Source organism: Pedobacter sp. UYEF25, from assembly GCF_054061655.1.
Genome location: NZ_JBSSEL010000001.1, coordinates 162,405 through 175,974, shown reverse-complemented (window position 1 = coordinate 175,974; position 13,570 = coordinate 162,405). Strand labels below are relative to the sequence as shown.

Genomic DNA, 13,570 nt, shown 5'->3' with positions numbered 1-13,570 from the left:
AAATCAAGGGCGAGTTTTACGCTACGCATTTTAATGGTTTAGCTGCATTTTTGCTTCTGCCGTTTTCGTTCATCTATTTAACTACTTTCAAAATAAATCCATCAAAAAAATTCAATATGCGATCGTTCAAAGTAGAGGACTTACAACCCTCACAAGTTCAAAATTATTTATATTATGCAATTGCTCCTCGTCCAATCTGTTTTGCATCTACTGTAGACGTTGAAGGAAATGTTAACCTAAGTCCATTTAGTTTCTTTAACTTATTTAGCATAAATCCGCCAATTTGCGTTTTTTCTCCGGTTACGCGTATGCGCGATAATTCGACCAAACATACATTAGACAATGTGCTTGAAGTGAAGGAATGCGTTATAAATATCGTAAACTATGCGATGGTGCAACAGATGAGTTTGGCAAGTACCGAATATGGAAAAGAAGTCAATGAGTTTGAAAAAGCGGGTTTTACGATGGCTGATTCCATATTGGTAAAACCGCCTAGGGTATTAGAAGCGCCAGTACAGTTAGAATGTAAAATAAATGAGGTGATTAATCTCGGCAAGCAAAAAGGTGCCGGGAATTTAGTAATTGCAGAAGTTGTAGTCATTCACGTAAACGAAGGAATTTTAGGAGAAGACGGAAATATAGATCAACAAAAAATAGACTTGGTTGCCAGACTTGGTGGAAATTGGTATAGTAGGGTTACAGCAGAAAGTTTGTTTGAGGTAGCAAAACCACTTAGAACTTTAGGAATCGGTGTGGATGCTTTGCCAAAAAATGTAAGACTTTCTATGGTTTTAAGCGGCAACGATTTAGGTCAGTTGGGAAATTTAGAAATCTTACCGTCCGCAGAAGAAATAGATGCAGCGATGTCTTTAGCGGAGGTTAAAGAAATTTTAGATGTAACTATTGGCGATAGCAAAACCAGAGAAATTGAGTTGCATACGCTCGCAAAACGTTTACTCCTTCAGGGCAATATTAAACAAGCATTAACTGTAATTTTACTCTAGAAATAAAACACGCGAAGGTAATTGACTTCAAAACATTAACCAAACTAAAAGTTTCTTTCTTAGAAAGCGTGGCGTGTTGAAGCGCTACAATGAAGAAGACCTTTAACAATTTTTTTAGAACAACACCTGGAAGGATCAACTAGTCAAGATAATTGCGAAAACGGATTTTGCGACTTACATCGAACGGCCCATAATAAAAAAATCCCGCCTCGCTAAAGCTATTCGAGACGGGATAAACCTAAAACAAAAATCAATAATCTTCAAAACCTAATCGTATTCCTAAATAGACGAGGATGTGGACACATGGTTTAATCGTAAAGTCTATTTGTTACTATTTTTGATTATTGTGTTAATTACATGGCAAAGCTTTGCACGCCAATTATAATTTTGGAAACCAACAATTTTCTCAAAGCTTTTTGTAAATGCTGCGCAGATTTGCATAAGTTTGTTACTAATTAGAAATTTTAACAAAGAAGATGTCCGCACGTGGTAATCAGTTTAAAACCAATTCTTTCAGAAATAACAGTACAGAAAATACCTCTGGCAAATCATCTAGGGCAAAAAAATCTTTTGAAAAAGCAGAATATCTACCGAAATTCGATTTGCAAGATGGGCGTGCCGTTAAGGTTTTCGGCCTGTTTTTCATTATTTCATCCCTTTACTTCCTAATTGCATTTACGTCTTATTTATTTACTTGGCAAGACGATCAAAGTTATGTTATAGATGCGAATGGCGGCTGGAGTAACTTGTTTAAAACGACAGAAGAATTAAAAACTCTTGGTGTAAATACTACAGTGGTTCAAAATTGGCTTGGAAAATTTGGTGCCCTACTATCCCATCAATTTATTTATGAATGGTTTGGCATTGCTTCGTTTTTATTTGTATTGGTTTTTTTCATTATCGGATATAGGTTATTATTTAAAGTCAGGATATTGTCTATTTCTAAAACCTTAGGCTATAGTTTCTTTCTTTTAATTTTTATCTCAATAACATTAGGCTTTGCTCATGGATTCTGGTCAGAGTCTCCGCATTTTTTAGAAGGAGAGTTTGGATTCTGGAGCAATAAAATCTTATCCGCCCAAATTGGGACCGCAGGTGTTGCCGGATTAATTCTTTTTGCAGGGTTAACTGTGCTAATCGTGGCTTACAACATTGATTTTAAGTTTCATAAAAGAGAATATTTTGAAGACGACTTAGAGCCAGCGGATGGATTAAAGAAAAATCAGTTGGTTAATGAAGATCGAGCAGACATGGCACCCTATGGCGAGACTGCAAAGCGACCCACATTGAATGATCGATTGGCGCAAAACATTTCAGTAGATCCAGGAAAGCGGGAACGGGAAAGAGAAGAGTTTGTTCCGGTAACTTCAGCTCAGAAAACACCTTTGCCTATTAATAAACTTACTGCACCCCCATTAATTGTCGAACAGCAGCGGGAGCACGAAGAGGAAATTGTTGTTTCAACGCCTTTAACGGTAGAAAAAAGCGCCGAAGATAGAAAGTCTGAAGATTTGGTAGAGCAGTTTGGTGCATATGATCCAACACTTGATCTTCCAGGTTACAAAAAACCTACGTTAGAATTGCTGGAAAATTATGGATCGAGCAAGATATCTGTAAATGCCGAAGAATTAGAGGCAAACAAAAACAAGATCGTCGAGACGCTTAATCATTACAACATCGAAATAGATAAGATAAAGGCCACTATTGGACCAACCGTAACGCTTTATGAAATTATTCCGGCGCCGGGAGTTCGAATCTCCAAGATAAAAAACTTAGAGGACGATATTGCTTTATCTCTTGCTGCACTCGGTATTAGGATCATTGCGCCAATGCCCGGTAAAGGAACTATTGGGATAGAAGTTCCAAACTCCAATCCTGAAATGGTTGCCATGCGCAGCATGATAGCAACGGAAAAATGGAACCAAACGAATATGGATTTGCCGATAGCGCTGGGAAAAACCATTAGTAACGAGGTCTACATTGCAGACTTGGCTAAAATGCCACATTTATTAGTTGCCGGCGCTACCGGACAAGGAAAATCTGTTGGAATTAATACAATTTTGGTGTCCTTACTTTACAGCAAACATCCTGCAGAGTTAAAATTTGTATTGGTCGATCCAAAAAAAGTCGAATTGACGCTTTTTAATAAGATTGAGCGCCATTTTCTCGCAAAGCTTCCCGGAGAGGAAGATGCGATCATCACAGATACGAAAAAAGTAATAAATACCTTGAATTCGCTCTGTATCGAAATGGACCAGCGCTACGATTTATTAAAAGATGCCCAGGTAAGGAATCTAAAAGAATACAATGCTAAATTTATCAAACGAAAACTAAATCCAGAAAATGGGCACCGATTTTTGCCTTTTATTGTGCTGGTGGTAGATGAGTTTGCTGATTTAATGATGACGGCCGGAAAAGAGGTGGAAACGCCGATTGCCCGATTGGCCCAACTGGCCCGGGCCATTGGAATTCATTTGGTTTTAGCTACGCAGCGTCCTTCTGTAAATATTATTACCGGTACGATAAAAGCAAATTTCCCAGCTAGATTGGCTTTTAGAGTTTTGTCTAAGATAGATTCTCGAACTATTTTAGATACTGGTGGAGCAGATCAGCTAATTGGTAGGGGAGACATGCTTTTGGCGACAGGAAGTGAGTTGATCAGACTTCAGTGCGCTTTTGTAGACACCCCAGAAGTAGATAGAATTTCTGAATTCATTGGCAATCAGCGTGGTTATTCTGATGCTTATTTACTTCCAGAGTATGTTGATGAAAACGGAGAAGGCGGAAAGTTAGATTTCGATCCGAACGAGCGAGATGCAAAATTCGAGGAAGCTGCGCGATTAATTGTAATGCACCAACAAGGGTCTACATCCCTGATTCAACGAAAAATGAAATTGGGATACAACCGAGCGGGCCGAATTATAGATCAATTAGAGGCCGCTGGTATCGTTGGGCCGTTTGAGGGAAGTAAGGCTAGAGAAGTTTTATATCCAGATGAATATTCTTTGGAACAATTCTTGAATGGTATGAAGGGAGGGGAGTAGATTAAACAATTGGAAAATAATCGCTCTATATATTTAACCCTTGCAAATAGTAAATGTAATATGAAAAAAATAGTAGCAGCTATGATGGTTTTTGTTGGATTTACAACAATAGCCTACGCACAGCAGGATGCAAAAGCCAAAGCGATTTTGGCAGAGGTAAGTAAAAAATATAAATCTTATAAATACATTAAGACAGATTTTTCTTTTACCCTAACCAACCCAAAAGCCAATGTCAAAGAAAGTCAACAGGGTACATTATTTGTTAAGGTAAACTCTAACAAGTACAAGGTGGCCATGACAAACCAAGAATTGTATAGTGATGGAAAGACGCAGTGGACGCTTTTAAAACAGGATAAAGAGGTGCAGGTGAGTAACGTCGACAAAAGTAGCGACGCAATCAATCCCGCAAAGATTTTTACGGTTTACGAAAGTGGATTTAAATACCTCTACACGGGAGAGAAAAAAGTAGGTAATAAAACTTATCAAATGATCGATTTGACTCCAGTTAATGCTAAAAAATCTATATTCAAAATTCGATTGAGTATAGATAAAATGGCAAAGCAGATTGCGAGCGCTGTTTTATTCGATAAAAACGGAAACACATATACCTATGATGTAAAGTCTTTCACCCCAAATTCGAATATTCCAGAAAGTACTTTCGCATATGACGCAAAAGCGCATCCTGGGGTAGAATTGGTAGATTTGAGATAAAAGGTTTTTTAAAATAGCTCAGGTTCGAACTAAATTGAACCTAAGTTATTTTTTTGTTCGCAATTCAATTTTTAGATAATAAAACGGTTTTTTCTGAAAATCAGTTTTGGAGAAATGTTTTCGTGGAAATCGTAGTAGACTTTTTGTGGCGACTATACGAATCACGTCTTTTTTTAGGTTTCGACTAGAAAAAATATAATTGATTGCATGTTAAATTGTCCATATCGGTTGCAACACTGCGCTGAACGTAAACTTTTGTATCAAGAATAAAGTTTAGTTAAATATTTGAGCAAGTTCAAAAAAATGAGTTCATTGTATCGACCTGCGAGGAACGATTGAAGAAAAATTATTCACTTTAGAATGGTATCGTTATCTTTGATAGGATGGCTTTAATGCATACAAAACACATGCTAGAAAAACTAGAGCAGCTTTTATTTGCTATGGGCTATAAGGTACGGTATGAAAAAGGAAGCTTTAAAACTGGATCTTGCCTATTAGAGCGTGATAAAATAGTGGTAGTGAATAAATTTTCTAATCTGGAAGTGAAAATTTATGCACTTGCAATGCTTGTGAAACAAAGCAGTTTTAACGACGTTACTCTACAAGCTAAACAAAGGCAATTTTACCAATCTTTAATGCAAACAGAATTGTTTTAGTGTTCGAAAAATGGGAGAGTTTAATTGATGAATATTACATTTTTGGGTACTGGAACGTCCCAAGGGATACCGGTAATTACTTGCAAATGCGAAGTGTGTCAATCAGAACACCCGTATGACAATCGACTTAGGACTTCGGTATTAATTGAGGCAGAAGATAAGACTTTTGTAATAGATAGCGGTCCAGATTTTAGATATCAACTGCTTAGGGCCGACGTAAAAACGTTGGACGCCGTGTTATATACACATGAACATAAAGACCATATTGCAGGTTTAGATGACATTAGGCCATTTAATTATCTTCAGAAGAAAATTATAGATGTTTATGCAACAGCGCGGGTTCAATCAGCGTTGAAAAAGGAATTTAGCTACATTTTTGCTGAAACTAAATATCATGGTTTGCCGCAAATTAGCCTTCATACCGTTATCGAAGGAGAGACTTTTAGTGTAGGGGAAACTGCTATTATTCCTTTTGAAGTCATGCATCATTTATTGCCAATAACCGGATATAGAATTGGTGATTTTACTTACATTACAGATGCTAAAGTAATTTCAAAGGCATCTATTGAAAAAATTAAAGGAACAAAGGTTCTCATTTTAAATGCGCTGCAGCGCACAAACCACATTTCTCATTTTACGTTACAAGAAGCGATAGATTTTGCCCAAGAAATTGGAGCTGATGAAACTTATCTAACGCATATTAGTCACAATTTGGGTTTACATCGGGTGGTTTCGGAAGAACTACCCAAAGGTATTTCGCTCGCTTATGATGGCCTTAAAATAAAATTATAATTGCTTTAACTATTCAGCATTGTGTTGCCCAATTGCGGGCTATTAAAATGTATTGCGCAAGACTTTACACGATTTAAAAGCCAAACGCACTTTGTTTTAATCGATAACGCCGCTCAACCGCTTGTAAGAAGGATGCTAGCGCGATGTTAATTTTTTAAACTCCAATAAAATTCTATTTAGGTATGAAAAACTTGGTTATATTTGCCGCCATACCCGGGTGGCGAAATTGGTAGACGCGCCAGCTTGAGGGGCTGGTGCTGGCAACGGCGTGGCAGTTCGAATCTGCTCTCGGGTACAAGAAAATATATAAAAGCCTAATAATTTGATTATTAGGCTTTTATTATAAATGATTTAAGGTTATCGGAATTGGTTAACGTAAATTTGTAATAATTGCAGTCTATTTACTTGTTGACCGCAAATTCTAAATTAAAAAAAAGGGTCACAACGCTACTGGAAAGTTGTCTTCTACAAAACTTTTCAGATCTGATTTGCTTAGAATGGCTTTCTTATCATAAACATCTAAATGAAAGTCCTCTAGTTTCTGCAGCAAATACTGAAGTGTCAGCTTTTCGCCAAGCGCCAATTTACCTGTAATCATTTTACCTACATCGTTCATATCTGTAAAAACATGTTGCAGCAATTCTTTACCGGCATCGCTAATGGCAATTTGTTTACTTCGCTTATCCTCCAAATCGTCCCATTGCATCACCAATCCATTTGCGATTAATCTTCTGATAACTTCTGTCCCTGAAGTCTTTTCTTGTAGATTATGCTTAATAAGTTCTGTCTTTGAAAGGCTTTTATGGGTCATCAAAATGGCAAGAGCGGTAAAATCTTCTGCTGCCTGCAATGGGGTCCCGTCGAGTGCTTTTTTGATGTATAATTTTGCATAACGGCTCATAAATACAAATAATCTTCCAATATTATTATCCAATTGGTATGCAATTTCGAGTGTATCGGAATCATTATTTCCAAACCTCACTTCAGTATTCGCTACGTAGTCGGAATGGTGTGGTGTTTTATTTAGTAAAAAACCGGTAAAATCCTGGATCGTTGGTTCTTTCCCATTATTTTCCTCCTCAAGTTGCTGTACAAGATTTAGCAATTGATATATTAATTTATATGATTTCATTTATAAAATATTATCAACCCCGCTCCAGGCAAACTTAAATAGCTTGCTTGAATTGAGGATTCTGTTTTTTGAATGTAGTGTAGGCGCTATAATAAGTTGCTCTTATATCTCCCTTAGCCTTAATACTTTTAAATAAGTTTATCGCTCTAATTAATGACAGCTTATATTTTGGTAAATCGGGTCCGGCAATATTCAGCATATCTGCTATATCAGCCCCTAGTAGGTGCCGCATAAGACCAAGAATATCGTTATTGGTCGCTTTTCCCTTATTTACGGAAAAAATATGATCGATTAAAGATTGGGTAAGCTCTTCTCCATGTGAAGAATTTCTGAATTGACGCTGTTTGATTGAAAAATCCAGCTCTATGGCCATCTTTCCATCTTCTGGAATTAAATCATCGGCCAAGCCAGTAAAATAACCAATTACTTTCCAGAGGTGCAAGAAGGAAATTTGTTCCTTATCACTCACCGTTATTCCTAATTTACGAAGACCGCGTATTACAATTAACGAAAACGAGAGGTTCGTTCCAGCCATGTCTTCTTGATTAATCGGGATGCCCCATGCATCATCCCATTTACCACTTCGAAGCATATAATAACGTACAGCAGCGTGTACCATTCGCACCTTAAAAATCTGATTAAAAGCATTTCCAGCATCCGAGAATCCATCGGGTCCCATTACTTCCCATACAAATACTGCCGTGTCATAAAGGCGTTTTGAAGTTTGCTTTCTTATCCGTTCAGATAGATATAATACCATTGCGCCATTTGCTGCGGTATAGCAGTAGGGAAGGGATAAGAGCCCGAGCAGCGTCATTATATTTTGAGAATGTATGGCAAAAAATGCGGAGCCCTCTTGCATCAGTTTTCTGTTTGCCCAATGTGGTAGCTTAGTTGCTTGTTGGAGTAAATTGACATCCGGGAAAATTAAATCTAGTTGAGGTATTCCGGTGTTGCCCAACAGCCATTGCTGGAATTGGATTTTCTTCAAATCATCCGCAAAAACGTGTCTTATAAACTCATCAGCTGAAGGATCGCCAATGACTCTTTTTGCATTTAAAAATTCGTCGGTATAGGTTTGTGTAGCGGTCATCTTTTAGCCATTTCATTTATAATAGTTTCAGCCGCCACTCTACCGCTTTTCATTGCCGCATTAATGGATCCATTTAAAAGATGGTCCCCACAAATGAAACAACTATCATTCAATCTTATTGTAGTCTCAGTCAATTCATTAACAACATTATCGTCATTAGGTAATGCATAAGGAATGTGGTAGGTTTTTATGTGTTTCCATTGCACCGCATCTGGGAACCACAATTTAAGCTCAGCTATAACTTTACTGATGAGTTCGGTTTCACTTGTTTTAGTATGATTTCCAATAAGCGATAAAGATATCAACGCTCGCCCATTTTTTGAATAGTTTTGAGCTATTTTATTCACGACAGCCATATTATTTACCAATTTTCCCGGTAAAGTATTCAAGGCAATTAGCCGCCTTTCGAATGGGTTTTGCTCAGCACTGAAGTATAAAGTTGTTACAGAATTAAATTTATAAACGGGTTTTTTATTTGGAAGAGGTACATTTAGCTGGTCGGTTGCGATTAAAATAAAATCTGCCGGATAGGTCATACCATCTGCTGTTGTTACGCCACCAGACGCAACTTCAGAAACCTTTTTATTAAATATAATTTCTTCCTTAAGAAGTCCTTCTGCCAACTGAACAGGAATCATTCCCATGCCTTTCGATGGTAGTGAGGCACTTCCTTCACTAAACATTTTAAACACAAATTCGAACATTCTACTCGAAGTGCTAAGTTTATCTTCTAAAAAAATACCCTTGAAAAAAGGAAGAAAAAATTTATGGATAATAAGTTCGGTAAATCCTTTTTTTCGTAAATAAACCAAGGTTGTTGTTTCTTCTTCGCCAAAAATATCTTCTATCGACTTCGATAAAAGATTAAGTTTGAGCTTCAGCATTCGCATTTTATCTATAAAAGTTCCAGCAGACGAGAATAGAGTACTAAACAGTGCGGTAGGCTGTCGTAATGGGTCACCAATTTTTGATATGCCTTTTTTATCAAGAAGCAAAGCGCCAGGGTCGAAACTTTGTAATTCGAGTGCTTTATAATTTAAGAACCGTTTTGTTTCCGGGTAGGCGGTTAGCAAGACCTGAAATCCCCTATCGAGCAAAAAACCATCTACCTCGTCCGTCCTCACTCTTCCACCAACGGCATCAGAAGCTTCAATCACAAGAAAAGATTTCCCAGCGTCTTTTAAAACCTTTGCAGCAGTGAGACCGGCTAAACCGGCGCCTACTATAATCACTTTTCCTTCCATTTCTAACGCGCTTATAAATCAGTTTTAATTAGAAAATGAATAAAAAAACCTTTCCTGAAAGTTAATTTTTGCGCACATGAATTGTGGACTTTTCCAATATCAACCAGTTCTAAGATTTCCCAATCCACCATCAATACCGATCACTTGGCCGGTAATCCAACCACTCTCTGGTGAGAGTAAAAAAGCAATTAACTGACTGATGTCGTCAGGTTGTCCAATTTTTCCTAGAGGATGCCTTTTTGCAGAAACTTCACGCCTCTCAGGCGTACTAAGTAATGCTTTTGCTAAAGGTGTATCCGTTAATGAAGGGGAAACCACATTCACCCTAATCTGCTGGAAAGCTAATTCAGCAGCGAGCGTTAAGGCCATTCCCTCCACTCCAGACTTTGCGGCAGCAATACTCGCATGATAAGGCATCCCTGTTTTAGCCGCTACGGAGCTAATTAGTATTATTGACGCACCGACGGCATCTTTCAATGGTTTCAATGTTTTTCTGATGATGCGGGCAGCCCCAAGCACATTTAAATTAAAATCGTTTATAAAATCATCATCCGTCAGCCGACCAAATGGTTTAAGTGTAATGCTCCCGACAGAATAGACAAGTCCGTGCAATTTTTCAGGTAGAAAAGTCTCAAGTGTTTCAATACTTTCTAATATATCTGCTTTGAAAAATTTTACATCTGTAGACCATTCCTCAGATGCGGATCTTGAAACCACATAAATGTTTGCTTTTTCTGCAGCCAACAACTTTACAAGAGCCAATCCTATCCCAGAACTTCCACCTACCACAAGAATATTTTTTCCTTCTAATTTCATTATCCGATATGTTTTAGAAATTCGTTTTTTGTCTCTGCATTTAGAAATTTTCCCCCATACTCTGCAGTGAGTGTAGAACTTCCTGCATCCCTAATACCGCGACTTGATACGCAATGGTGATGTGCATCGATGATCACCGCTACATCCTCTGTATTCAAAGCCTCTTTCAACATATTTGCTATTTGTATCGTCAACCTTTCCTGTACTTGAGGTCTTTGCGAACAATATTGAACAATTCTATTTAATTTCGATAGACCAATTACCTGTCCGTTACTAATATATGCCACATGCGCTTTACCAACTATTGGCACAAAATGATGCTCACAATTGCTAAAAACAGAAATATTTCGCTCTACCAGCATTTGGTTATACTTATATGGATTGTTAAATAAGGTAGGTTCTGGTTTATTAGCAGGATTTAAACCACTAAAAATTTCTTTTACATACATTTTTGCCACACGCTTCGGCGTATCCTTTAAGCTGTCGTCGTCTAAGTCTAAACCTAGTATTTGCATGATACTTTTAAAATGCTTTGCAATAAGTTCCATCTTGGTCTCATCGTCCATCTCAAATGCGTCAGGCCTAAGGGGCGTATCAAAGGATAGTACAAAAGGCTCTTGCTGAGCATTTGCTGCCGAGTTGGCGATTTTTAATTCAGTTATGTTGTTGTTACTTGCCATGAAATTCAATGAAATTTAGATTGTATAAACTATCAACAAAAGTAATACGGTAATGTTTTTTATTTGTCTTTGTGATGCAATATCGTACTATAAGATATAATATTTCATAGCATACATCGCTTCAATTATTACATCTGAGAATTTATAATCGGAAATTTTGGAGTTTCGAATTTTCTTAAGCTCGACTAGAAATCACACAGAATGTATTGCTTAACTTATTGTTTGTCAACTTATAGAGTTCTAATCCATCCGTTAAAAATACACGGTGCGCCTGAGTAATCACACCTTTAAAAATATGTGCACAGCCAACACCTCGCCGATATATTGACATATCCACTTTAAATATCTTTTGTCTAAATTTATTTTAGAAACCTGGAAATGGTGTGTTTACCGATCGCATTTTCTAACAAGTATTGTCTGCTTGAGGTGGTGATTGGTACAGAGAAATCGAAATCGAGGTAGCACTTTTGAGTACTAAGCGTTACGATGTGATTTATATTGATGATGTACTGTTTGTGTACCCGCAAAAATTGGTGTGAGGGAAGCTGCAGATCCAAATTTTTTAGGCTTACCAGAACTACGTGCTGTTCTGTACTTGTAAATATTTTAGAAAAATCTCCCATGCTCTCTATGTATATTACATCATGGAATTTTAGTTTCGAGATTCCCCTTGGTTCTTTAAAGTAGAAAAAATTTTCCTCCTCGGTTTTTAACAATGAAGAATTTTCCTCTGCCTTTGCCTTAAGTTTTAAGTAATCTGTGGCTTTTGTAATCGCCTTTAAAAGCCGTTCGAATACAATTGGTTTATCAATATAATCTATCGCATTTACGCTGTACGCATCTAATCCAAACTCTCTATAATTACTAATAAATATAAATAAAGGAGGGTTTGGAAGACTTCTCAATAATTCAATGCCAGATAGTTCGGGCATTTTTATGTCTGAAAGAACAATATCGATTTTATTGTTTAACATAAAACGAAGGGCTTGCACACTGCTAGAACATACAGACGCTAGACCAATCTCGTCCACTTTGCGAAGATGCATTTCCATAATGTTCCGATCCATTTCGTTATCGTCTACTATTAAACAGCGGTACATCTTTTATTCGTTAAGTGACAGATAATCTGACAACACCAAAAATAAAAAATTTGTTGATAAACAAACCTAAAAATTAAAAATGTACGTATATAATGAGCATTTATACGTAGTTGTTAGGGAGTTTTATCCCGAGATTTCTCAGCAGGTGATCTGAAATAACCAGCGCGGCCATTGCTTCTACAATCACCACTGCTCTTGGCACTACACACGGGTCATGTCTTCCTTTTCCTTTAATTTCCGTAAGTTCTCCCGCAGCATTAATGGTTTTCTGCTTGTGCATAATTGTCGCTACTGGCTTAAAAGCAACTTTAAAATTGATTTCCATTCCGTTAGAGATACCACCTAGTATACCACCGGCATGATTTGTTATGGTTTCAAATGTCTTCACACCTGCGGGTTTCGGCAATGGAATATCGTTGTGTTCTGATCCTTTCCATTCACTTCCCTCAAACCCAGATCCATATTCAAAACCATGAACTGCGTTAATACTCAACATAGCTTTGCCTAAATCTGCATGCAACTTGTCAAATACCGGTTCGCCTAAACCTGTTGGACACCCCTTTATGATACAGCCAATCTTACCGCCAACCGTATCTCCATCTCTTCGAATTTCGTCTATGTACGCTATCATTTTTTCTGCAGTAGCCGCATCTGCACAACGTACAATATTCTCTTCTCGCACTTTTAGCAAAGCCAATAGGTCTTCGCTTTTTAAATTCGGCGCTTTTAGAATTCCAACTGCCGTTACATGAGCAAATACTTCTATACCATAATGTTTTAGCAGTAATTTTGCAACTGCACCTGCAGCGACCCGAGCAGCAGTTTCGCGCGCAGAAGATCTGCCGCCTCCGCGATGGTCTCTAATTCCATACTTTGCATCGTACACATAATCTGCGTGGCTTGGCCTGTAAATATCAACGTTATGTCCGTAATCTTTCGATCGTTGGTCTTCATTTGGAATAAGCAAGGCAATGGGCGTGCCTGTTGTCTTACCTTCAAAAACCCCCGATAATACCTGAACAATATCACTTTCCTTACGTTGGGTTGTAATTTTAGACTGACCCGGACGCCTTTTGTCCAATTCCGATTGAATAAAATTTAGATCAAAATCTAACAATGGCGGACAGCCATCAATAATTACACCTATAGCTACACCATGAGATTCCCCGAAGGTAGTAATGCGAAATAATTTTCCAAATGAATTGCCAGCCATACTGATTTACGATTTAAATTTTTAGATTTTAGAGTTTCGGTCGGATTTTAACCAACTCTACTTAGGTATAATTTTTTTTCCTGAT

12 protein-coding genes and 1 tRNA gene are annotated in these 13,570 nt (G+C 37.6%); 6 read left to right on the top strand and 7 right to left on the bottom strand.

Annotated elements, in window-relative coordinates:
* The first annotated feature begins 116 nt into the window (after positions 1-116).
* The 6 genes from ACVWYG_RS00740 (at position 117) to ACVWYG_RS00715 (ending at position 6,502) form a co-directional block, all read left to right on the top strand.
* Complete coding sequence (locus ACVWYG_RS00740) at positions 117-1,004, top strand: flavin reductase family protein (protein ID WP_457268208.1); 888 nt, start codon at positions 117-119, stop codon at positions 1,002-1,004.
* A gap of 476 nt (positions 1,005-1,480) precedes the next feature.
* Positions 1,481-4,048: a DNA translocase FtsK 4TM domain-containing protein gene (locus ACVWYG_RS00735; RefSeq protein WP_457268207.1), complete on the top strand. Its 2,568-nt coding sequence runs from the start codon at positions 1,481-1,483 to the stop codon at positions 4,046-4,048.
* A gap of 60 nt (positions 4,049-4,108) precedes the next feature.
* Positions 4,109-4,759 (top strand): LolA family protein, encoded by a 651-nt coding sequence (locus ACVWYG_RS00730; protein WP_457268206.1) that lies wholly within the window; start codon positions 4,109-4,111, stop codon positions 4,757-4,759.
* A gap of 407 nt (positions 4,760-5,166) precedes the next feature.
* Complete coding sequence (locus ACVWYG_RS00725; RefSeq protein WP_457268205.1) at positions 5,167-5,415, top strand: hypothetical protein; 249 nt, start codon at positions 5,167-5,169, stop codon at positions 5,413-5,415.
* 27 nt (positions 5,416-5,442) lie between these two features.
* A complete protein-coding gene (locus ACVWYG_RS00720; protein ID WP_457268204.1) occupies positions 5,443-6,207 on the top strand; it encodes an MBL fold metallo-hydrolase in 765 nt (254 codons plus the stop codon).
* 211 nt (positions 6,208-6,418) lie between these two features.
* Positions 6,419-6,502 (top strand) — tRNA-Leu (locus tag ACVWYG_RS00715).
* A gap of 144 nt (positions 6,503-6,646) precedes the next feature.
* Here the strand turns inward: ACVWYG_RS00715 and ACVWYG_RS00710 are convergent.
* The 7 genes from ACVWYG_RS00710 to aroC all read right to left on the bottom strand — a co-directional run bounded on the left by ACVWYG_RS00710 (position 6,647) and on the right by aroC (position 13,485).
* Entirely contained in the window at positions 6,647-7,339 is a 693-nt protein-coding gene (locus ACVWYG_RS00710) for a MarR family winged helix-turn-helix transcriptional regulator (RefSeq protein WP_457268203.1), read from the bottom strand.
* A gap of 34 nt (positions 7,340-7,373) precedes the next feature.
* Positions 7,374-8,432 (bottom strand): oxygenase MpaB family protein, encoded by a 1,059-nt coding sequence (locus ACVWYG_RS00705; RefSeq protein ID WP_457268202.1) that lies wholly within the window; start codon positions 8,430-8,432, stop codon positions 7,374-7,376.
* Positions 8,429-9,676 carry an NAD(P)/FAD-dependent oxidoreductase gene (locus tag ACVWYG_RS00700; RefSeq protein WP_457268201.1) on the bottom strand — a complete coding sequence of 416 codons (1,248 nt, stop codon included), beginning with the start codon at positions 9,674-9,676 and terminating at the stop codon, positions 8,429-8,431. The genes ACVWYG_RS00705 and ACVWYG_RS00700 overlap by 4 nt, the downstream gene beginning before the upstream one ends.
* 99 nt (positions 9,677-9,775) lie before the next feature.
* Entirely contained in the window at positions 9,776-10,492 is a 717-nt protein-coding gene (locus ACVWYG_RS00695; protein WP_457268200.1) for an SDR family NAD(P)-dependent oxidoreductase, read from the bottom strand.
* Positions 10,492-11,172: a GTP cyclohydrolase I FolE gene (folE, locus tag ACVWYG_RS00690; protein WP_457268199.1), complete on the bottom strand. Its 681-nt coding sequence runs from the start codon at positions 11,170-11,172 to the stop codon at positions 10,492-10,494. Before folE ends, ACVWYG_RS00695 begins: the two co-directional genes overlap by 1 nt.
* A 359-nt stretch (positions 11,173-11,531) precedes the next feature.
* Positions 11,532-12,272 (bottom strand): LytR/AlgR family response regulator transcription factor, encoded by a 741-nt coding sequence (locus ACVWYG_RS00685; protein WP_457268198.1) that lies wholly within the window; start codon positions 12,270-12,272, stop codon positions 11,532-11,534.
* 100 nt (positions 12,273-12,372) lie between these two features.
* Positions 12,373-13,485, bottom strand: a complete 1,113-nt coding sequence (gene aroC, locus ACVWYG_RS00680; RefSeq protein WP_457268197.1) for a chorismate synthase — start codon at positions 13,483-13,485, stop codon at positions 12,373-12,375.
* Positions 13,486-13,570: the final 85 nt, after the last annotated feature.